We start from the raw sequence: 20,622 nt of genomic DNA on the forward strand, positions 1-20,622 counted from the left end.
TTGATTTCTAGTCTTTGATTAGATCGTTCTTTAAAAATTTGGGTATGTGATAGAAAGATAGACTGAACGTTACTTTCACTGGTAACGGCTCAGGCTAAGGTAAAATTTGTGAGTGGCTCTTAATTGAGTATGATCGAATTTTCGGCGAATGTCGTCTTCATAGTATAACCAGATTGCTTGGGGTTATATGGTCAAGTGAAGAAGCGCATACGGTGGATGCCTTGGCAGTCAGAGGCGATGAAAGACGTGGTAGCCTGCGAAAAGCTTCGGGGAGTCGGCAAACAGACTTTGATCCGGAGATGTCTGAATGGGGGAACCCAGCCATCATAAGATGGTTATCTTGTACTGAATACATAGGTGCAAGAGGCGAACCAGGGGAACTGAAACATCTAAGTACCCTGAGGAAAAGAAATCAACCGAGATTCCCTTAGTAGTGGCGAGCGAACGGGGACTAGCCCTTAAGTGGCTTTGAGATTAGCGGAACGCTCTGGAAAGTGCGGCCATAGTGGGTGATAGCCCTGTACGCGAAAATCTCTTAGTCATGAAATCGAGTAGGACGGAGCACGAGAAACTTTGTCTGAATATGGGGGGACCATCCTCCAAGGCTAAATACTACTGACTGACCGATAGTGAACTAGTACCGTGAGGGAAAGGCGAAAAGAACCCCGGAGAGGGGAGTGAAATAGATCCTGAAACCGTATGCGTACAAGCAGTGGGAGCCCACTTTGTTGGGTGACTGCGTACCTTTTGTATAATGGGTCAGCGACTTATTTTCAGTGGCGAGCTTAACCGAATAGGGGAGGCGTAGCGAAAGCGAGTCTTAATAGGGCGTCTAGTCGCTGGGAATAGACCCGAAACCGGGCGATCTATCCATGGGCAGGTTGAAGGTTGGGTAACACTAACTGGAGGACCGAACCGACTACCGTTGAAAAGTTAGCGGATGACCTGTGGATCGGAGTGAAAGGCTAATCAAGCTCGGAGATAGCTGGTTCTCCTCGAAAGCTATTTAGGTAGCGCCTCATGTATCACTGTAGGGGGTAGAGCACTGTTTCGGCTAGGGGGTCATCCCGACTTACCAAACCGATGCAAACTCCGAATACCTACAAGTGCCGAGCATGGGAGACACACGGCGGGTGCTAACGTCCGTCGTGAAAAGGGAAACAACCCAGACCGTCAGCTAAGGTCCCAAAGTTATGGTTAAGTGGGAAACGATGTGGGAAGGCTTAGACAGCTAGGAGGTTGGCTTAGAAGCAGCCACCCTTTAAAGAAAGCGTAATAGCTCACTAGTCGAGTCGGCCTGCGCGGAAGATGTAACGGGGCTCAAACCATACACCGAAGCTACGGGTATCACGTAAGTGATGCGGTAGAGGAGCGTTCTGTAAGCCTGTGAAGGTGAGTTGAGAAGCTTGCTGGAGGTATCAGAAGTGCGAATGCTGACATGAGTAACGATAATGGGTGTGAAAAACACCCACGCCGAAAGACCAAGGTTTCCTGCGCAACGTTAATCGACGCAGGGTTAGTCGGTCCCTAAGGCGAGGCTGAAAAGCGTAGTCGATGGAAAACAGGTTAATATTCCTGTACTTCTGGTTATTGCGATGGAGGGACGGAGAAGGCTAGGCCAGCTTGGCGTTGGTTGTCCAAGTTTAAGGTGGTAGGCTGGAATCTTAGGTAAATCCGGGATTCTAAGGCCGAGAGCTGATGACGAGTTAACTTTTAGTTAACGAAGTGGTTGATGCCATGCTTCCAAGAAAAGCTTCTAAGCTTCAGGTAACCAGGAACCGTACCCCAAACCGACACAGGTGGTTGGGTAGAGAATACCAAGGCGCTTGAGAGAACTCGGGTGAAGGAACTAGGCAAAATGGCACCGTAACTTCGGGAGAAGGTGCGCCGGTGAGGGTGAAGGACTTGCTCCGTAAGCTCATGCCGGTCGAAGATACCAGGCCGCTGCGACTGTTTATTAAAAACACAGCACTCTGCAAACACGAAAGTGGACGTATAGGGTGTGACGCCTGCCCGGTGCCGGAAGGTTAATTGATGGGGTTAGCTAACGCGAAGCTCTTGATCGAAGCCCCGGTAAACGGCGGCCGTAACTATAACGGTCCTAAGGTAGCGAAATTCCTTGTCGGGTAAGTTCCGACCTGCACGAATGGCGTAACGATGGCGGCGCTGTCTCCACCCGAGACTCAGTGAAATTGAAATCGCTGTGAAGATGCAGTGTATCCGCGGCTAGACGGAAAGACCCCGTGAACCTTTACTATAGCTTTGCACTGGACTTTGAATTTGCTTGTGTAGGATAGGTGGGAGGCTTTGAAGCGTGGACGCCAGTCTGCGTGGAGCCAACCTTGAAATACCACCCTGGCAACTTTGAGGTTCTAACTCAGGTCCGTTATCCGGATCGAGGACAGTGTATGGTGGGTAGTTTGACTGGGGCGGTCTCCTCCTAAAGAGTAACGGAGGAGTACGAAGGTGCGCTCAGACCGGTCGGAAATCGGTCGTAGAGTATAAAGGCAAAAGCGCGCTTGACTGCGAGACAGACACGTCGAGCAGGTACGAAAGTAGGTCTTAGTGATCCGGTGGTTCTGTATGGAAGGGCCATCGCTCAACGGATAAAAGGTACTCCGGGGATAACAGGCTGATACCGCCCAAGAGTTCATATCGACGGCGGTGTTTGGCACCTCGATGTCGGCTCATCACATCCTGGGGCTGAAGCCGGTCCCAAGGGTATGGCTGTTCGCCATTTAAAGTGGTACGCGAGCTGGGTTTAGAACGTCGTGAGACAGTTCGGTCCCTATCTGCCGTGGACGTTTGAGATTTGAGAGGGGCTGCTCCTAGTACGAGAGGACCGGAGTGGACGAACCTCTGGTGTTCCGGTTGTCACGCCAGTGGCATTGCCGGGTAGCTATGTTCGGAATAGATAACCGCTGAAAGCATCTAAGCGGGAAACTAGCCTCAAGATGAGATCTCACTGGGACCTTGAGTCCCCTGAAGGGCCGTCGAAGACTACGACGTTGATAGGTTGGGTGTGTAAGCGCTGTGAGGCGTTGAGCTAACCAATACTAATTGCCCGTGAGGCTTGACCATATAACACCCAAGCAATTTGCGTCGAAAGGCCAGATTGCGGTGTGTGAAGACGCAATGAACCGAAAGTTCGAGATTTCACAAAACACCGACAGCTGTCACATACCCAATTTGCTGAAGCGAGGCCAGCTGGCCACGACTCAGTACCCGAATTTCTTGACGACCATAGAGCATTGGAACCACCTGATCCCATCCCGAACTCAGCAGTGAAACGATGCATCGCCGATGGTAGTGTGGGGTTTCCCCATGTGAGAGTAGGTCATCGTCAAGATTAAATTCCGAAACCCCATTTGCGAGAGCAGATGGGGTTTTGTTTTGGGCGGTCGAAAAGTGCGGAAAGATGCACGACAAATTTGCACAGTTATTTCTGAACCAGACCACTAGAATAGGCACCTAACCTTTTTTAGAGTCAGAGCCCTACCTATGCCGGATCCGGTTGATGCCCTTGAGGTGTCGGATTTACCACTGGACAACTTGGTGGCATGCCATGAGTGCGACTTGCTGATGCGCAAACCCATGCTCGCCCTCGGTGAAAAAGCCCAATGCCCGCGTTGCGGTTATGAACTCTACGCTCACCGCCATAATGTCGTTGAGCGCAGCCTCGCTCTGGTACTCGCCGCGCTGTTGCTCTACGTCCCGGCGAACTTTCTGCCCATCATGCAGCTCAATCTGCTCGGGCAGTCCTCAGAGGACACTGTGTGGAGTGGCGTAGTCGGTCTATTCGATACCGGGATGCAAGGCGTCGCCGCCGTGGTGTTCCTATGCAGCATGGGTATTCCGCTGCTCAAGCTGCTTTGCCAGCTGGCGGTACTGCTCAGTATTCGTTGGAAGATCGGCCGTAGTTACGGCCTGCTGCTGTACCGCATTTACCACCACATGAAAGATTGGGGAATGTTGGAGGTCTACTTGATGGGCGTACTGGTGGCGATCGTGAAACTCGCCGACATGGCCTCAATCACCATCGGCCTGGGTCTGGTTTGCTTTGTCAGCCTATTAATGGTTCAGGTTCTGCTTGAGGTGGTGATGTCGCCGCACCAGATCTGGCAAGCACTGTCAGGGGAAGATGATCATGCGGGCGATTGATGCGGGCATTCTGATTTGTACTGAATGTCACGAGCTGAACAAACAAGAGCCTGACACCGATGAGCAAACCTGCACCCGATGCGGTGCGCTGATCCACGCCCGTCGCCCCAACAGCCTCACTCGCACCTGGGCCTTGCTGATCACGGCGGCCATTCTGTATATCCCCGCCAACCTGTTGCCGATCATGACCGTCAACTCCCTCGGCCAGGGCGAGCCAAGCACCATCATGGCCGGTGTGATCCAGTTGGTGCAGCACGGCATGTTCCCGATTGCGGCTGTGGTGTTCATCGCCAGCATCCTGGTGCCGACGTTCAAGCTGGTGGGCATTGGCCTGTTACTGTTCTCGGTTCAACGTCACCAACCGCTTTCCGCGCAGCAGCGCATTATCATGTACCGCTTTATCGAATTCATTGGCCGCTGGTCCATGCTGGATATCTTCGTGATCGCCATCCTGGTGGCGGTCGTAAACTTTGGGCGGCTTGCCAGCGTCGAGGCCAACCTCGGCGCTGCAGCGTTCGCCAGTGTGGTGATCTTGACGATGTTTGCCGCAGTAACTTTTGATCCCCGACTGATTTGGGATAATACGGAGTCGGACGACGACCATGAGTGATTTGCCTAAAGCTAAAACCCGCCCGGCCTCCAACTGGTCAGCCATTTGGGTTCTTCCCCTGATTGCCTTGATCATCGGCGGTTGGCTGGGGTGGCGTGCCTATTCCCAGCAGGGTATTGAGATCCAGGTGCGTTTTGAAAGCGGCGAAGGCATCCAGGCCAACAAAACCGAAGTGGTCTACAAAGGCATGTCCGTGGGTAAGGTCAAGACCCTTGCCCTTGACGACGAGGGCAATAATCGCGGGGTGATTGCCACCATCGAGATGAACAAGGATGTCGAGCAATACCTCAAGACCAACACGCGTTTCTGGCTGGTCAAGCCCAGTGTCAGCCTTGCCGGTATCACCGGCCTGGAAACCCTGGTCTCGGGTAACTACATCGCCGCCAGCCCCGGTGACGGTGAGCCCACACGCAAATTCAAGGCGCTCTCCGAAGAGCCGCCTTTGTCCGATGCCAAGCCTGGCCTGCACCTGACCATCAAGGCCGACCGCCTCGGCTCGCTCAACCGTGGCAGCCCGGTGTTCTATAAGCAGATACAGGTCGGCCAGGTCAAAAGCTACTTGCTCTCCGAGGACCAGAGCACCGTCGAGATCAAGGTCTACATCGAGCCGACCTACGCCAACCTTGTGCGCAAACACACCCGTTTCTGGAACGCCAGCGGCATCAGCATCGATGCCAATCTCTCCGGCGTGAAGGTGCGCAGCGAATCCCTCTCCAGTATCGTCGCCGGCGGCATTGCCTTCGCCACGCCGGAGAATCGCAAGGACAGCCCGCCGACCGATCCGAGCCTGCCGTTCCGCCTGTACGAAGATTTCGATGCGGCCGCTGCCGGTATCAAGGCCAAGGTCAAGCTCACGGACTTCGAAGGCCTGCAAGCCGGTCGTACACCGGTGATGTACAAAGGCATTCAGGTGGGCAGCCTGAAAACCTTGAAGATCGACCCGGACCTGTCCAGCGCCAACGCCGAGCTGACCCTCGACCCATTGGCCGAAGACTACCTGGTTCAAGACACCCAGTTCTGGGTGGTCAAACCTTCCATCTCGCTGGCCGGCATTACCGGCCTGGAAGCCCTGGTCAAAGGTAATTACATCGCCATTCGTCCTGGCGACAAAGGCAGCGCCCCGCAACGCGAATTCGTCGCCCGCGCCAAGGCGCCACCGCTGGACCTGCGTTCCCCGGGCCTGCACATGGTGCTGTTCACCGACAACCTCGGCTCCCTTGATGTCGGCAGCCCGATACTCTACAAACAGGTCAAGGTCGGCTCGGTGCAGAGCTACCAGTTCTCGCGCAAGAACAAGCAGCTGGTGATCGGCGTTCATATCGAGAAGGAATACGAAAACCTGGTTAACGGTTCGACACGTTTCTGGAATGCCAGCGGCGTGACCCTGACCGGCGGCCTTACCGGTGGTATCCAGGTGAAGAGTGAGTCCCTGGCCAGCCTGATGGCCGGCGGTATTGCCTTCGAAACACCGCAGCCGAACGTACCGCTGAAAAAGCGCATTCCACGATTCCGCTTGTTTGCCGACCGTGAGGCGGCCAATCAGCATGGCACCCTGGTAACCATCAGGGTCGAGCGTGCTGACGGTATGCGTCCAGGCACACCGGTACGTTTCAAAGGCCTGGATGTGGGCAAGATCGAGAGCGTAGACCTCAGTGCCGATATGCAATCGGTGCTGCTCAGCGCACGTATTACCCAAGTAGCGGATCGCATCGCGCGCGTCGGCAGCCAGTTCTGGGTGGTCAAGCCAGAACTGGGCCTGATGAAAACCTCCAACCTGGAAACCCTGGTCACCGGGCAATACATCGAGGTGCAGCCGGCTGCGAAAAACGCCGGTCCACAGAAGAGCTTCGTCGCACTGGCCCAACCCCCTGAAGCTGTCCGCCAGGAGGCCGGCCTGAGCCTGACACTCAGCGCCGCACGCCGTGGCTCGTTGAAGGAAGGTGTGCCGGTGACCTACCGTGAAGTCACCGTGGGCAAAGTGACCGGCTACGAGTTGGGCCAGACCGCCGACCGTGTACTGATCCACATCCTGATCGAACCCAAGTACGCGCCGCTGGTACGCAGTGGCAGCCGCTTCTGGAACACCAGCGGCTTTGGCCTCGACTTTGGCCTGTTCAAGGGGGCGACGGTGCGCACCGAGTCCCTGGAGACTCTTGTGGCCGGCGGTATCGCATTTGCCACGCCAGACGGCGAGCGTATGGGCAACGCCGCGCGGCCGCAGCAAACCTTCCCGCTGTTCGACAAATTCGAAGAGGAATGGCTGACCTGGGCACCGAAAATCCCACTCGGCAAATAAAGCTACAAAAAAGGCCGCGATCCATCGGATCGCGGCCTTTTTGCATTTCAGCGCAAAACGTCAGACCTCATCCAGCTCCGGCTCATCCGCCTGCACATTCACTGTCGCCTTCACCACATCATGGCGACGGATGTACTTCCAGTCCGCCTCATCGATGTAGATACCGTTCGGCCCGCTGCCGCCTTCCAAGTCGATTGCCACCTGGGCAGACACCTGTGGCTTCACACTGGCGAGGATCGGCACAAAGCCCAGTTGCAAACTGGTTTCCAGCAACGCCGCCTGGTTCTTCTCATCGATATCCGCTGCTTCGTCGAGATAGTACGGCAAGCGCACACGCCCGGCCTGGTCACGGTCCATCAAGTGCAGCAACAAGTACATGTTGGTCAGCGCCTTGATGGTCATGGTGGTGCCGTTGGACGCCGCGCCGTCGATGTCGGTGTGGATCACCGGCTGACCGTGCACCTTGGTGATCTCGAAAGCCAGTTCGAACAGGTCCTTGAGGCCCAACTGGTTATGGTTGGCCGCCACCAGGCGGGCCAGGTATTCCTTGGCTTCTTCGTTCTTGTTGTCCTGCTCGGCACTTTGGCTGAGGTCGAACACCGACAGGGTTTCGCCTTCTTCGTACTGGCCAGCACTGTGGATGATCTGGTCGATATGTTTGAGGGCTTCCTTGTTCGGCGCGAGTACGATGCGGAAGCTTTGCAGGTTGGACACCTGACGCTTGTTGATCTCGCGGTTGAACAGCGCCAGCTGGTGTTCCAGGCTGTCGTAGTCGCTGCGGATATTGCGCAGGGTTCGTGCAATGTCAGTGACCGCCGCCCGGCGCGCCTTGCCCAGTGTCAGCGCCTCATCGGTGCGGTGCGCATAAGCGTTGATCAACAATTGCAGGCGACGCTCTACGTCATCCTCGCTGTCGAACTTGGCCACGCCCTTGAGGCGCACCTGAGCGTACAGCGCCTCGATCTGGCCATCGGCACGCAGCAAGCCCTGCCAGCTGTCCTGATAGTCATTGAGCAGCGGCAGCAGGTTATCCATGGAGTCATCGACCGGGTCCATGAACGGCGTGCCAAACGGCAAGTCGGCCGGCAACAGCTGCCGGCGGCGCAAGGCGTCATCCAGCGTACGTTGCTTGGCTTCCATATCGCCGATCTGGCGGCCCACCAGCTGCAGCTTGGCGGACAGTTGCTGGACGCGCTCGGTGAACGCATCGCTGGATCGTTTCAACTCATCCTGGGCCGCTTCCATCTGTGCCAGGTTTTCCAGTTTTTCGCCTTCTTCGGCACTCAGGGTTTGCGCGCGACGGAAGTCTTCCAGCGCCTTTTGCGCGTCCAGCACCTGCTGGTACAGCGCTTCGGTCTGGGTCTTGCTCGCCGCGCGGTCGGAGGCCACGGCTTGCTGGGTTTTCAGCTGCTTGAGTTCTTTCTCCAGGCGTTCCTTTTGGTCGCGCAACGCTGCGCGGTCCGCCAGGGCCTGCAGCGCCGGTGGTTCGATGTGGGAGATGTCGATGGACAGCCCCGGCACTTCAAAACGTTCGCCCTTGAAGCCATCGAGGATCTGCTCCAGGGATTTGACCCACTGGCCGTCCTCATCCAGCGTGATGCCGTGTTCACCCAATGGCAGGCTGAACAACGAACTGTTGAACAGGCGCATCAGGCGCTCGACGTCCTGCTGCGAAAACTCTTCGCGCAGCTTGGCATAGCTGTTGTTATCCGCGTGATCCAGCTGCTGCTTGACCGACTTCAAGCGTTTTTCCAGATCGCGCAGACGTTCGTCCAGATCCTCGGCGCTGAACTGCCGCGACTGCGCCAGTGCGCCCGCCAGTTCATCGTGAGCGTCCTTGGCCGCCAGCAATTGCTGCTCCAGGACCCTGACGTCATCCACCAGGGCAAAGCGATGCTTGAGCACCGACAATTCGCCCAGCCAACGCTGGATGCCGCTGATTTCCCGCTCCAGGCGCATCAGCTCCTGGGTGCCGCCACGCTGGTCGTTCTGCAGTGCGTCCTGCTCGTTGCGGTAGTGCTCGGCCTGGATGGTCAGCTCTTCCTTGCGCGCACTGGCATAGTCCGACCAGGTGCCGAGCAGCGAATCCAGCAGCGGCGACAGGCGATGCAGCTTGCCGCGCAGGGCGTCGCGCTGGCGAACGCCATTGGCCAGGGCTTCCACCAGCGGGCCGGCAGCGACCAGGGCGTTGTAGTCCTGCTCCATGCGTCGCACATCGCGGAAGGCTTCTTCGCACGCTGCGATGTAATCCACACTACCCGAACGCAGGCTGTGCTCGAACGCATCGAGGAACAGCTGCTTGAGCTTGGCCGCGGTGATTTCGCGCATGTGCAGCAGGTTGATAAACAACGCGCGGAAAGTTTTCAGGCTTTGCTCACTGGTGGAGCGCAGCGGGATCAGGGTCAGGTCCATCGGGATCGACGTATGACCACCCACCAGCAAACGGCGCAGTTCATCCGGCTTGAGTTCGTAGGCTTTCAGGCCTTCGCGCTCAAGGTTGGTGAACAGCTCCTTCTGACGCAGGCAGGTGTCGTTTTTCTGATAGTGGGCCAGGTCCAGCTTGCCGGCGTAGGCAAAGAACTGGTGCCCGAAACCACCGCCCGGGCCGCGCCCGACCACGCCGATTACGTGGGGGCCATGGGGCAGGGAGACTTCCACCAGGATGTAGCTGGTGTCGGTGGCGAAGTAGAAGCGTCGCGATTGCTCCAGGGTGTACTTGCCGAAACTCATGTCCGACATGCGCGCCAGGATCGGGAACTGCAAGGCGTTGATCGACGCGGATTTACCCAGGTTATTAGCGCCATACACCGACAGCGGTTCTTCCAGCGGGAACAAGCCCAAGCTGTAGCCGGCAGTGTTCAATAGCGCGAAGCGGCGGATGCCGTAGCGTTCCTTGCTCATGCGTCGGTCTCCTGTTCTTCGGCAATGGCGCGGGCCAGTGCGTCTTCTTCGCTTTCGTCCGCGAAGTCGCTGAGGTCCAGCGGGTCATCGGTCTTCAGCAGTTTTTCATCGCTGTCTTCGTCAATGATCACCGGCACCGGCAGTGGCAACACGCTGTGTACGCTGGCCGCCAGGTCGCGGTCCTGCTGCACCGAAAGGCACACGTCGAGGAAGCGGTGCATCGGCGGCAGGAAGCGGTAAATGCCGTTGTCTTCGCTGGCAAAACCCAGCTGGGTCATACGGCGCATGATTTTTTCTTCGAGTTCTTCCTGGGTCTGCACTTCGGCCTGGATAAACAGGTCGCGGTACTTTTCCAGCAGCGACGGCAGCTCGTCACGGCCCAGGCTGCCACCGTCGAGCACGGCGATTGGGTCGCGGCCCTGGTCGGCCAGGTGCTCGACAATGATGAAGGTGAACAGCGCCAGGCGCTGGGCGGTCTTGTTGACCTGCGCACTCGCAATCGCGGAGTCCGGCACGAAGTAGTAGAAGCCACGGGTATCGCACACCAGCTCAAAGCCCAGGGCCTTGAACAGCGTGCGGTACTGGTCCTGGAAGTTCGACAGTTGCGCGTACAGCTCGGGGTCGCGGCGGCTGACGTGGTAACCCTTGAACAGCTCGCGAAAGATCGGCGCCAGCTGGGACAGTTCGGATAGATCAAGATGCATGAGGTGTACTCGCAGGATGCTCGGCGGCGTCGGTGCCGGCCGGGAGCAGGGCGAATGAGCGCAGGCTGACCTGGTGCTCGTGTGTTTGGTAGTCGCGGCGTTCCAGGCGCTCGCGCTTGAAGCGTTTCTCCCGCGAGAGCCGCGAGAACCAGTACAGCAATTCGTCGGTGGCACCGTCCGGTTCCTGCTCCAGCAGCCAGGTCATCAGGTCCGGCATCGGCAGCGCGTCTTCGCAGCGCTCGAGCATTTCCTTGACCGTCCGAGGTGCGCGCTGGGCTTCGCCCTTGTGGGACTTGTGCGCCTTGGGGAACCGGGCCGGTTTCGGCTCGAAGTTCGCCAGGGCATACACATAGGCCTCGACCTGGCTGGCACTGCCGAGGAAGGTGCTTTGCGGTCGGGTAAACATCGGCATCGCCGCCTGCGGCACCGCGTCCAGGCCTTTACGGCGGATGGCCGACAGCGCCAGCGCCGCACCGCGGGTCACGGCATTGTGCCGACGCGCTTCTTCGCGCAGCGGCAACAGCAGCTCGCGGGCATGCCGCAAGGTCAGCTGGGCGCTGGTCTGCATTTCGAGGATGCGCGCGTGGGTGCGCAGCAGCATGTCGTCGTCCACCAGGTGGCCGAGGCGCTGTTGCTCGGTGAGCATGCGCAGCAGCACGTTTTCCACCTTGCGCACGCCTTGCTCGAAGGCACCGTCGGCGTTCACCAGCTGGATCATCGGTTCGACGTACTCGTCCCAGGTCGCCAGGACTTCGGCGTAACGCTGGCGCAGCGGGATCTGCCGGTCACTGGTCTTGGCACGGTCGGCCACGGCCGCGAGGGCCTGTTCGTCGTTGGCGAGTTTTTTCAGTACGTCGCGTACGCGCATGTCGAGCAGGCGCAGTTGGCGGGCCAGGTCGTGGCCATCACGGATGTCGAAGGCATCCTGGATATAACCGGCCAGGCGCTCAAGATGGCGCAGGTAGGCTTCGATCTCCAGGCACAGGCCAAGCCGGTGCTCCTTGCGAAGATAAGCCAGGAAGTCGTGGATCTGCGCGTTGAGCTCGAAACGGTTCGGGCTCTTGGCGACAGGCACCAGGATATCCAGGCGAATCCACACGTCCAGCAGGCTGGTGATGTCCTGGGGCGTGCTGTCCAGTTGTTGGGCGGCCAGTTGTGCGCGCAGCTCGCCGAGGCTCAGGGTGCCTTGGTCGAAGTGTTCGCACAGTGGCTCAAGTAAGGCCCAGTGTTCGGCGAGGGCGCGCAGGACGCGCTTGGGTTCGATCATGGGAATGGCCGGCTGGTTGGCGATTAAAAGTCGCGATTGTACTGCATCAGGCGCGGGATTTATCCACAGCCGGTCAGTGCACAGTGGGCGATTGTTACCGAACAGCGGTAGAATCCCCGCTCTTTACTTATCCACAAGTGGCCGAGCTGTGCTTATCGAGTCCCGACGTCGCGCTTACTTGACCGCCATGCAGGTGGTCAACTGGCTGCCCCGCACCGAACTGCCGTTCGCCGCCCCGTCGCGGCCCGAGCTGTTAGCGGCGCTTGAGCCCTATGAGGCGTTCGAGGTTTCGGGGGAGGAGGCGGCTGCACCGGTGGCCGTGGTCAAACCCGTACTGGACGCTCGTCCTGCGGTTGAACGCGTCAAGGTCGAGGTGCCGCGCCCGGGGCCAATGGCCAAGCCCGTGGTGGCCGAAGCGGCTGCGCCGGTTGCCAAGGCCCCCGTGGTGCCGCCGCCACGCTTTGCCCTGCAGTTATTGCGGGCCGGGCGTTGCCTGCTATTGGTGGAGTTACCCACCGGCGAGCGCTTCCAGACCCGCGACCCCGCCTACATGCTGCTCAAGGACATGCTGCGCGCCGCCGGCCTGCCCGACAGCCCGCAAATCGTCGGCGACCCGGTCCGTTGGCCGCTGCTGGTACGCGGCACCATGGACCAGGGCCCGGAAGCGGCGCGGGATTTCGTGCAAGGCTTCGTCTCGGCACGCCTGGAGGACGAACCCTGCGTGTGCCTGTGGCTGATCGGCCTGCCCGCCGTACGGTTTGCCGGTGAAGCGAACGCCGAAGCCTGGTACCGCGAACTGCAGGTCGAAGGCCTGGGCTCTGTATGGGCCCTGCCGGGCCTGGAATTATTAATGGAAGAGCCACAGCGTAAGGCTGATGTCTGGCAAGCCATGCGCCGGCTGATGGCGCGCTGGAAAACAACCGATGAGTGAGGCTTTATCCTTCCGCCCGATGACCGAGGCCGACCTCGACGCCGTGCTGAAAATCGAATACGCGGCATTCAGCCATCCCTGGACCCGGGGGATCTTTCTCGACGGGCTGGGCAAGTACCAGATCTGGCTGATGTTCGAAGGCGAGCAGCAGGTAGGCCACGGCGTGGTGCAGATCATCCTCGATGAAGCGCATTTGCTGAACATCACCGTCAAGCCGGAAAACCAGGGCCGTGGCCTGGGCCTGGCACTGCTGGAACACCTGATGTCCCGCGCCTATGCCGCCAACGCGCGGGAATGCTTCCTGGAAGTGCGCGACAGCAATACCGGAGCGTTCCGCCTCTATGAGCGCTATGGCTTCAACGAGATTGGGCGTCGCCGGGACTACTACCCGGCTGTCGGCGGGCGCGAAGATGCGGTTGTCATGGCCTGCACCCTCGTCGATTAAACACACGAACCAATGTGGGAGGAGGGCAAGTCGAATCGTCGCACCGCCCCTCCCACATTTGGATTTGCGCAGTGTCAGCGGTTTCCGTCTACCGGGTCCAGATCAGCCAGTTCCGCTTCATCCAGGCCATTTCCGCCGCCAATGTCATCTTCATCGACAATGCTCAGGTCAAAATCCGCCGGGTTGTCTTCCCCCGCCTCCCGAGCGTCCCGCGCACCGTCTTCATGGATCAGGGTTTCCGGGCTCATATCATCATCGGTCGACTCATGATCAGCCGTTGAAGCCCCGGTCAGTCCGGCCTCGCGCACCCGTTCGTCGGGCATCAGCTGTTCTCGCTCGCCACGGGGGATCTCATTGCCAATCTCCGCCGTCGGTTCTTCCTCGTCAAAATCCAGCTCGCGCATCGAGCCCATGCGGTCTTCGTTGTCGTCAATCGGTTCGGGCTGTGTAGCGCCGTAGGGACGTCGTGATTCAGTCATGGCCAATCCTCATACTGTGGGGCTTATAGTGTGTGGACAGGCATGGCCCCCCAAGATTCAAGTAATTGCCCGCCGGCTATCTTTATCATCGGCGTGACCCGGACGGGCGGTCGTCTGTCAAAGCTGCGCATCATTCCTGAGGCTTTCCCTGATGAACGAACTACAAGACCTGCTTGATAACAACGAACGCTGGGCGGATGCGATCAAACAGGAAGATCCCGAATTCTTCGCCAAGCTCGCCCGCCAGCAGACCCCTGAATACCTGTGGATCGGTTGTTCCGATGCGCGGGTACCGGCCAACGAGATCGTCGGCATGCTGCCCGGTGATCTGTTCGTACACCGCAACGTGGCCAACGTGGTGCTGCACACTGACCTCAATTGCCTGTCGGTGATCCAGTACGCGGTCGATGTGCTCAAGGTCAAACATATCCTCGTCACCGGCCACTATGGCTGCGGCGGCGTGCGCGCCTCGATGCAGGACCGCCAGTTCGGCCTGATCGACGGCTGGCTGCGCACCATCCGCGATCTCTACTACGAAAACCGTGACGTGCTGGCCCAACTGCCGACCGAAGAGGAACGTGTGGACCGCATGTGCGAGCTGAACGTGATCCAGCAGGTGGCCAACGTCGGCCACACCAGCATTGTGCAAAATGCCTGGCACCGTGGGCAGAGCCTGTCTATCCACGGCTGCATCTACGGCATCAAGGACGGCCGTTGGAAAAGCTTGAACACCACCATCAGTGGCTTCGAGCAGCTGCCTCCGCAGTATCGCCTGCGTCCGCTGGGCGAAGCCTAAGGCCGTTTGCGTTGGCGCCAACGGGTCATGAACGCCTGGCCTTCGGCGTTCAAACACTCTGTGCTGCCGGTGATCCAGCCCCGGCAGTTCAGCTCGCCGCATTGGCAGGCGAACTGTCGGAACAAGGCGTCCTCGGTACTGGCGTAGTCCAGGGTCAGCGGGGCGCCAGCGACTATGGGCTGCACGGTCCATAGCTCCAGGTAGGTGGTGTCGAAAAACACATTCGGGTTGCAGGAGTGTCGCAGCAGGCCGCAGAACCAGCTGTCATACAGGTGGATGCGGGCGGACAGCTGCAGCGTACGTGGGCGTCGCTCGTTCACGGCGTAACCGGACACCCGGGCAATGCGCACGCGGCCGTCGAAACCCACGCGAGCCCTGACGCCGCCGCCGTCGCGCTCAACCTTAAAGTGCTTGGCCGAGGGATAGCCCTGTTCAACGAGCAGTGTCTTGAACGGGTACAAACCATCACTCACAGTGGTTTTAGCCTGGTCCATGGCTTGAGTTTTCATAACTCTCCTTGGTTAGGCTGCATCGACCTGCGGGTGGTGGCTGACTACCAGTCTTGCAGCGGATGGGCCCGGCTCAAGACTCGCTGAACGTGGAGCCGATTTCTACTGTCAACTTTGACAGTAGAAATCGGATTTTCTGCTGTCTACAGCGCAGGCGCCATGATGCTGGGGGCGGGCGCTGCGTTCTTCAGTTGCTTGAGCTGCGTCTTGATCGAAGGCGTGGCGCATTTGGCGTTCGCCTGTTCCGGGGTCAGGTTGCGCACCGAGGTGTAGAACAATTCGCAGGTCTGCTCTTTGCGCGTGACCTGCCAGGTGTTCATGCAGGCCTTGAGCAGCACATTCGGATCGCTCGCGGGTTTCTGGCCCATTCCGGCCTGCCAGCAGGCGGCGCTCAAGTCCTGGCCCATCACTTTTAAACCCGCGTCGTCGGCTTTCTGCTCGTTACCGTCATAGGTGTCCGGGCTGGCCGCGTACCAGATGTAGCTGGGGTGGTTGGCGCCCAGCACCGAGACGGTCTTGCCCGCGGCAGGGCTGATCTGCGCCAGGCCCAGTACACCCACGGTTTGTCCGTATTGCTGCTTGATCCAACTGCGCACCGGCGCGCCGAACGCGACCATTGGCAGCGAGCCGTTGGGGTGCAGGCTCAGTTCGCTGACCATGCGGGTCTGGTAGTCGGTGAAGTAGCCGTAGACGTTCTCCAGGTCCTTGCCCGCATTGGAAGGGGCGGCGATGGGGGCGATATCGATGATGGTCTGGTAGGCCGGGGTTTCGGTGGCCGGCACGCCGTTATCGGTGAGCAGGCTGGCCCAGCGGTCGGTGGTGGCCGACTCCAGGTAATCCTGGGCCTGGGTCAGCGAATAATCCGGCGGGAAATGCAGCAACTCGATGCTCTTGCGGTTTTCCAGGGCCATGCCCAGTGGCAGGAACAGGTACCAGTTGTACGCCCACTTGCCGTCGCTGTTGAGTCTGCTCGCGCCCTGGTAGGCCAGGTCAGCGGTATTGAGCAGCGCGGTCAGGGGCTGGCCGTAACTGTCGGGTACACCGCTGAAGGTCGCGGCGAGCTGCCCTTCATGGTTCTTGACGCTGACCTTGGCTCGGCTGTAGCCATCGCGCTGCAGGCTTTGGTTCAGGTAGTGCTCGGCGGTCTGCTCCAGCGTCCATGGCCGAAAGCAGATCACATTGCAGTTATTGGGGTAAGCGAACAACTGGGTCACCCGTTGAGTGCTGCCCAGCGGTACTTCGATGTCGGCGTGTACGACCGCACTGGCCATCAGTGCGGCCAGGGTGAAGGACAACCTGGTCGGTTTGAACATACTTGATTCCTTGTCAGCGAAAGCCCGTCTGCGCGGGGTGAAAGCCCACCTCCTCACAGTAGCGGTTGGCCAGGAAAACCGCGTGCTAAATCGCCAGGCATGTCGCTATTGGATAAGCGTCCTACACGCTGAACTGCAACGCGTTGCTCAAATCCCCCATGGGTTTCTGGCCTCGGGCAATCATGGCGTCATCGCGTTGCTTGAGCCCGTCCAGGGGCTCCAGCTGGAAGACCCGCGTAATCAAGCGCAGGATCGACGCGGTGTCGTACACCGTATGGTCCACGGTGCCTTTACGCGCGAAGGGCGAGACCACCAGCGCCGGAACCCGTGTGCCTGGGCCCCAGCGGTCGCCTTTGGGCGGGGCGACGTGGTCCCACCAGCCGCCGTTTTCATCGACGGTCACCACCACCACCATGTTTTTCCACTGCGGGCTTTCCTGCAGCACCTTCAAGGCGCGGACGATATGGCGGTCGCCCGACGCCACGTCGGCGTAACCGGCGTGCATATTCAGGTTGCCCTGGGGCTTGTAGAAGCTCACGGCTGGCAGCTTGCCGGCCTGGGCATCGGCGAAGAACTTATTGGTGCTCGCCTCATCGCCCAAACCGCCATCGCGCAGGCGCTTGTCACGCTCGGCACGGTTCTCGGGGCCCTGCTGCTTGAAGTAGTTGAACGGCTGGTGGTGGTACTGGAAGTTAGGGATCTTCGGGATACCGCCCGAATCCTTGAACTGATCCAGCGTTGCCTGCCATGCCCCGGCGTACCACGCCCAGTCGACGTTCTTTTTCGACAGCTTGTCGCCGATGTGCTCATGGGTCTGCGGCACCAGTACGTTGGGCAGGTCGGCTTTTGCGTAGTCCGGGTTTTCCGGGTCACGAATCCAGGTCGGCCAATACGGCGGCGCCAGGGTGTTCACGCCGTAACCGTCCGGGGTCAGCGCGCTGGGGCCGAACTGCGGCGGGCCGGTCATGGCGCTCGCCGGGGATTTATCCAGCGGCTTGAGACGCGGGTCGGTGGGGTCATCGCTTTGCAGCGTGGCGATCTGCGCCTTGGCCACCGACTGCGCGGCATTCGGGTAGAACGGCGCGGTGGCGCTGATCAGGTATTGATGGTTGAGGAACGAGCCACCAAACGCCCCCTGGAAGAAGTTATCGCAGAGCACAAACTCCTTGGCTACATCCCACAGGCGCAGGGAATAACGGCTCTGGGCGTAATGGCCCATGACCAGGCCGCCGGAGTCGGCCCAGGCGACGAAACCGTCGTTCTTGCCGCCGTTGATCTGCATCTGGTTCTGGTAGAACACGTGCCACAAGTCGCGGGTGACGAGGCTCAGAGGCAGGTCTTCAGCGTTCGGGCCCTTGAGGGCGAACGGCGCGTTGGGCAGGTTTTCCTGGAATTGCACTTCGCTGGGGTAAGTCACCCCATCCACGCTTTGCGGGCCCACTTGCAGCACACCGCCCCAGGCCGGGGGCAGGGTGGTCAACAGGCTGCCGTCGCGGTCGCGTTGCTGCGTGTCGGCGGCAGAAAGCGCCGACAGCGGTTTCTCAACGCCTGGGAAGTCCGCAAACAGGTTGTTGAAGCTGCGGTTCTCGGCATAGATCACCACCACGGTCTTCACCTGGTCGCGCAACGCCTTGTCCAGCTCCTGCGGCGTGAGCGGCCGCGCCACGGGCTTGCCGGGCGCCTCACTGCTGTTGCCGCAGGCACTCAAGGTCGCGCCCACCCCCAACACCGCCGCACCCCCCAGGAAGCGCCGACGGCCGGTGTCTACCGGCGGTTGGGCTATGGAATCTGGGGAAGGGCGGTCTTCGTGATCATCACTCATTGCGGGGAGTCCTTGCTGGCGAGATGTTGCAAGATATTTCGCAGGACGGTAGCAATGCAATGTGACGGAACGAAGACAGCGGTGTGATGAGCAAGACGTGTCTACGCTTGGCCAGCGCTGCTAGACTTGCCCGATAATGGACATCACTGAGGTGAACCGTGAAACCTTCAACCGCCCTTGATCTAAAACGTGCAGCCGTCAGAGAAGTGGTGGGCCGATTTCGCATCTCAAACCCAAGGGTATTTGGGTCTGTATTGCTGGGTACCGACCAAGAAGGCAGCGACCTTGATTTGCTGGTCGATGCGCCGCCGGGAACCACTTTGTTTGATCTTGGCGGGCTGCAAGTCGAGCTTGAGGACCTGCTAGGGGTCAATGTCGATCTACTGACGCCTGCCGATTTGCCGTTGAAGTTCCGCGCAAAAGTGCTGGCTGAGGCACGGCCTGTATGACAGCAAATCGCCTCGGGGATTATCTGGATCACATAAGGCAGGCCACTGCTGACGCGATAAGTTTTGTAGAGGGCCTTAGCAAAGAAGAGTTTCTGGAAGACAGGCGTACTCAACAAGCAGTGGTCATGAGTCTGATCATCATTGGTGAGGCGTCGACGAAAATCATGGATCTGCACCCGCACTTCGCTGAGGCTCATTCACACATTCCTTGGCGCAGCATGCGGGGAATGCGTAACCGCATCGCCCACGGTTACTTCGATATCAACCTTGATGTGGTTTGGGACACCATCCAGAGCGCGCTGCCTGATCTATTGGCGCGTCTTCCTGTAACTGCAGTGTGATTGCACCTGTTGCAACAACAGGTGCAGTCATCAGTTATTCAAGGCATGACGGGCGGTAAATACTTCAACGTCGTCCCCAACGCCCACAGCAGGAACAATACCAGCGGCGTGTGCACCAGCAGCTGCACAAACGAAAACCCGATCAAATCCCGCGCCTTCAACCCCAACACTCCCAGCAACGGCAGCATGTAGAACGGGTTGATCAGGTTCGGCAGCGCCTCGGCCGCGTTGTAGATCTGCACCGCCCAGCCCAGGTGGTATTGCAGGTCATTGGCCACTTGCATCACATAAGGCGCTTCGATGATCCACTTGCCGCCGCCTGACGGAATAAAGAAGCCCAGCACCGCCGAGTACACGCCCATCAGCAGTGCATACGTGTCGTGGGAGGCGATGGACGTGAAGAAGGTCGAGATATGGTGCGCCAGGGTCTGGCCGTCGCCGCCCTTGACCACGGTCATCAGCGCCGCAATCGAGCCGTACAGCGGGAACTGGATCAACACGCCGGTGGTGGTCGGCACTGCACGGGCCACCGCATCGAGGAAACTGCGCGGGCGCCAGTGCAGCAGGGCACCGACCATGATGAACAGGAAGTTGTAGGTGTTCAGCCCCGAAATCGCGCTGATCGCCGGCTTGGTCGAGAACTCATGGAACAACCAGCCCGCCGCCAGCAATGCCAGCAGAATGGTCAGCAACGGGCTGTGTTCCAGCCATTCGCCGGGGCGGCCCGGTGGTTGCAGCTTGGGCAGGTTGAAGGCCGGGTCGACGCCACAGGCCTTGGCGTCACGGGCGCTGTTGGGGCCGGGCGCGGTGGCGTAGGCGATGATAAGCGACACCACGATCAGTGCCAGCAACAGCACGCCGGATTGCCACAGGAAGATGGTGTCGGTAAACGGGATCACCCCGGTGATCGACAGGATCGACGGCGGCAAGCTGGCCGGGTTGGCCTGCAATTGTGCGGCTGACGACGACAGCCCCAGCGCCCACACCGCGCCCAACCCAAGATAGGCCGCCGCACCCGCAGCACGGTAGTCCATGCGCAAATCCGTACGACGGGCCAGCGCACGCACCAGCAAACCGCCGAACACCAGGGACAGGCCCCAGTTGAGCAATGACGCCACCATGGAAATCAACGCAACCCACGCCACGGCTGAGCGGCCGTTCTTCGGGATACGCGCCAGGCGGTCGATCAGCTTGACCGCCGGTGGCGAGCTGGCGACCACGTAGCCACCGATCACCACGAAGGCCATTTGCATGGTGAACGGGATCAGGCTCCAGAACCCGTCGCCAAAGGCCTTGGCGGCTTCGGTCGGCGCGGCGCCCATGCCCAGGGTCGCCACGGCGACGATGATCACGGCGAGGGCGGCGAACACCCAGGAGTCGGGGAACCAGCGCTCGGCAAAGTTCGAGCAGCGCAGGGCAAAGCGGGCATAGCGGCTTTCTTCGATAGCATCGGCCACGAGTCTTTCCTCTTGTATTTATTATGGTGTCGGCAATTTTTCGGCATGTTCCTCCACGGCCATTGATATGGGAATGCAGTTATCTTCATCGATCCATGAGGAAAACAAATATATCTGCCGCGATTGCCATCAACCGGCGCA

The 20,622-nt window shown here is 59.4% G+C and carries 16 protein-coding genes and 2 rRNA genes; 10 read left to right on the forward strand and 8 right to left on the reverse strand.

The window, feature by feature from the left end; all coding sequences use genetic code 11:
- The first annotated feature begins 189 nt into the window (after nucleotides 1-189).
- The 5 genes from BFQ01_RS01480 (at nucleotide 190) to BFQ01_RS01500 (ending at nucleotide 7,067) form a co-directional block, all read left to right on the forward strand.
- Nucleotides 190-3,081, forward strand: a 23S ribosomal RNA gene (locus BFQ01_RS01480).
- 152 nt (nucleotides 3,082-3,233) lie between these two features.
- Nucleotides 3,234-3,349, forward strand: a 5S ribosomal RNA gene (gene rrf, locus BFQ01_RS01485).
- A 152-nt stretch (nucleotides 3,350-3,501) separates the two neighbouring features.
- Nucleotides 3,502-4,161 carry a paraquat-inducible protein A gene (locus tag BFQ01_RS01490; RefSeq protein ID WP_065923981.1) on the forward strand — a complete coding sequence of 220 codons (660 nt, stop codon included), beginning with the start codon at nucleotides 3,502-3,504 and terminating at the stop codon, nucleotides 4,159-4,161.
- Complete coding sequence (locus tag BFQ01_RS01495; protein ID WP_065923982.1) at nucleotides 4,148-4,771, forward strand: paraquat-inducible protein A; 624 nt, start codon at nucleotides 4,148-4,150, stop codon at nucleotides 4,769-4,771. The genes BFQ01_RS01490 and BFQ01_RS01495 overlap by 14 nt, the downstream gene beginning before the upstream one ends.
- The gene (locus BFQ01_RS01500; protein ID WP_065923983.1) at nucleotides 4,764-7,067 is read left to right on the forward strand and encodes a PqiB family protein; all 2,304 of its coding nucleotides are present in this window, start codon (nucleotides 4,764-4,766) and stop codon (nucleotides 7,065-7,067) included. The genes BFQ01_RS01495 and BFQ01_RS01500 overlap by 8 nt, the downstream gene beginning before the upstream one ends.
- 60 nt (nucleotides 7,068-7,127) lie before the next feature.
- Here BFQ01_RS01500 and mksF read toward each other — a convergent pair whose 3' ends face one another.
- Genes mksF through mksB form a run of 3 tightly spaced genes read right to left on the reverse strand, consistent with a single transcriptional unit; the run spans nucleotide 7,128 to nucleotide 11,939 of the window.
- Entirely contained in the window at nucleotides 7,128-9,968 is a 2,841-nt protein-coding gene (gene mksF / locus BFQ01_RS01505) for an Mks condensin complex protein MksF (protein WP_065923984.1), read from the reverse strand.
- Nucleotides 9,965-10,672, reverse strand: coding sequence for an Mks condensin complex protein MksE (gene mksE / locus BFQ01_RS01510; protein WP_065923985.1), 708 nt, complete (start codon nucleotides 10,670-10,672; stop codon nucleotides 9,965-9,967). Before mksE ends, mksF begins: the two co-directional genes overlap by 4 nt.
- Nucleotides 10,662-11,939 carry an Mks condensin complex protein MksB gene (gene mksB / locus BFQ01_RS01515; RefSeq protein ID WP_065923986.1) on the reverse strand — a complete coding sequence of 426 codons (1,278 nt, stop codon included), beginning with the start codon at nucleotides 11,937-11,939 and terminating at the stop codon, nucleotides 10,662-10,664. Before mksB ends, mksE begins: the two co-directional genes overlap by 11 nt.
- A 187-nt stretch (nucleotides 11,940-12,126) precedes the next feature.
- Here mksB and BFQ01_RS01520 point away from each other — a divergent pair, with 187 nt between their 5' ends.
- Both BFQ01_RS01520 and rimI read left to right on the forward strand, forming a co-directional pair.
- Entirely contained in the window at nucleotides 12,127-12,870 is a 744-nt protein-coding gene (locus BFQ01_RS01520; RefSeq protein ID WP_065923987.1) for an energy transducer TonB, read from the forward strand.
- Nucleotides 12,863-13,315: a ribosomal protein S18-alanine N-acetyltransferase gene (rimI, locus tag BFQ01_RS01525; RefSeq protein ID WP_003188286.1), complete on the forward strand. Its 453-nt coding sequence runs from the start codon at nucleotides 12,863-12,865 to the stop codon at nucleotides 13,313-13,315. Before BFQ01_RS01520 ends, rimI begins: the two co-directional genes overlap by 8 nt.
- Before the next feature lie 74 nt (nucleotides 13,316-13,389).
- Here the strand turns inward: rimI and BFQ01_RS01530 are convergent, their stop codons facing one another.
- Nucleotides 13,390-13,794 carry a serine kinase/phosphatase gene (locus BFQ01_RS01530; RefSeq protein WP_065923988.1) on the reverse strand — a complete coding sequence of 135 codons (405 nt, stop codon included), beginning with the start codon at nucleotides 13,792-13,794 and terminating at the stop codon, nucleotides 13,390-13,392.
- A gap of 151 nt (nucleotides 13,795-13,945) precedes the next feature.
- On the opposite strand from BFQ01_RS01530, the gene can reads away from it, so the two are divergent.
- Nucleotides 13,946-14,590: a carbonate dehydratase gene (gene can / locus BFQ01_RS01535; protein ID WP_003188288.1), complete on the forward strand. Its 645-nt coding sequence runs from the start codon at nucleotides 13,946-13,948 to the stop codon at nucleotides 14,588-14,590.
- Here can and BFQ01_RS01540 read toward each other — a convergent pair.
- From BFQ01_RS01540 to BFQ01_RS01550, 3 genes are all read right to left on the reverse strand, one after another.
- Nucleotides 14,587-15,099 (reverse strand): SET domain-containing protein-lysine N-methyltransferase, encoded by a 513-nt coding sequence (locus BFQ01_RS01540; protein ID WP_065923989.1) that lies wholly within the window; start codon nucleotides 15,097-15,099, stop codon nucleotides 14,587-14,589. The genes can and BFQ01_RS01540 overlap by 4 nt on opposite strands.
- 143 nt (nucleotides 15,100-15,242) lie before the next feature.
- The gene (locus tag BFQ01_RS01545) at nucleotides 15,243-16,412 is read right to left on the reverse strand and encodes a hypothetical protein (protein WP_065923990.1); all 1,170 of its coding nucleotides are present in this window, start codon (nucleotides 16,410-16,412) and stop codon (nucleotides 15,243-15,245) included.
- A 121-nt stretch (nucleotides 16,413-16,533) separates the two neighbouring features.
- The gene (locus BFQ01_RS01550; RefSeq protein ID WP_065923991.1) at nucleotides 16,534-18,234 is read right to left on the reverse strand and encodes an acid phosphatase; all 1,701 of its coding nucleotides are present in this window, start codon (nucleotides 18,232-18,234) and stop codon (nucleotides 16,534-16,536) included.
- Between the two features lie 158 nt (nucleotides 18,235-18,392).
- On the opposite strand from BFQ01_RS01550, the gene BFQ01_RS01555 reads away from it, so the two are divergent.
- Nucleotides 18,393-18,683 carry a nucleotidyltransferase family protein gene (locus tag BFQ01_RS01555; protein WP_053134104.1) on the forward strand — a complete coding sequence of 97 codons (291 nt, stop codon included), beginning with the start codon at nucleotides 18,393-18,395 and terminating at the stop codon, nucleotides 18,681-18,683.
- Nucleotides 18,680-19,024 carry a HepT-like ribonuclease domain-containing protein gene (locus tag BFQ01_RS01560; RefSeq protein WP_053134107.1) on the forward strand — a complete coding sequence of 115 codons (345 nt, stop codon included), beginning with the start codon at nucleotides 18,680-18,682 and terminating at the stop codon, nucleotides 19,022-19,024. The genes BFQ01_RS01555 and BFQ01_RS01560 overlap by 4 nt, the downstream gene beginning before the upstream one ends.
- Nucleotides 19,025-19,062: 38 nt before the next feature.
- Here BFQ01_RS01560 and BFQ01_RS01565 read toward each other — a convergent pair whose 3' ends face one another.
- The gene (locus BFQ01_RS01565; RefSeq protein WP_027606949.1) at nucleotides 19,063-20,481 is read right to left on the reverse strand and encodes a short-chain fatty acid transporter; all 1,419 of its coding nucleotides are present in this window, start codon (nucleotides 20,479-20,481) and stop codon (nucleotides 19,063-19,065) included.
- Nucleotides 20,482-20,622: the final 141 nt, after the last annotated feature.

Source organism: Pseudomonas sp. 8 R 14, assembly GCF_900005955.1.
GTDB classification, from domain to species: Bacteria; Pseudomonadota; Gammaproteobacteria; order Pseudomonadales; family Pseudomonadaceae; genus Aquipseudomonas; species Aquipseudomonas marginalis.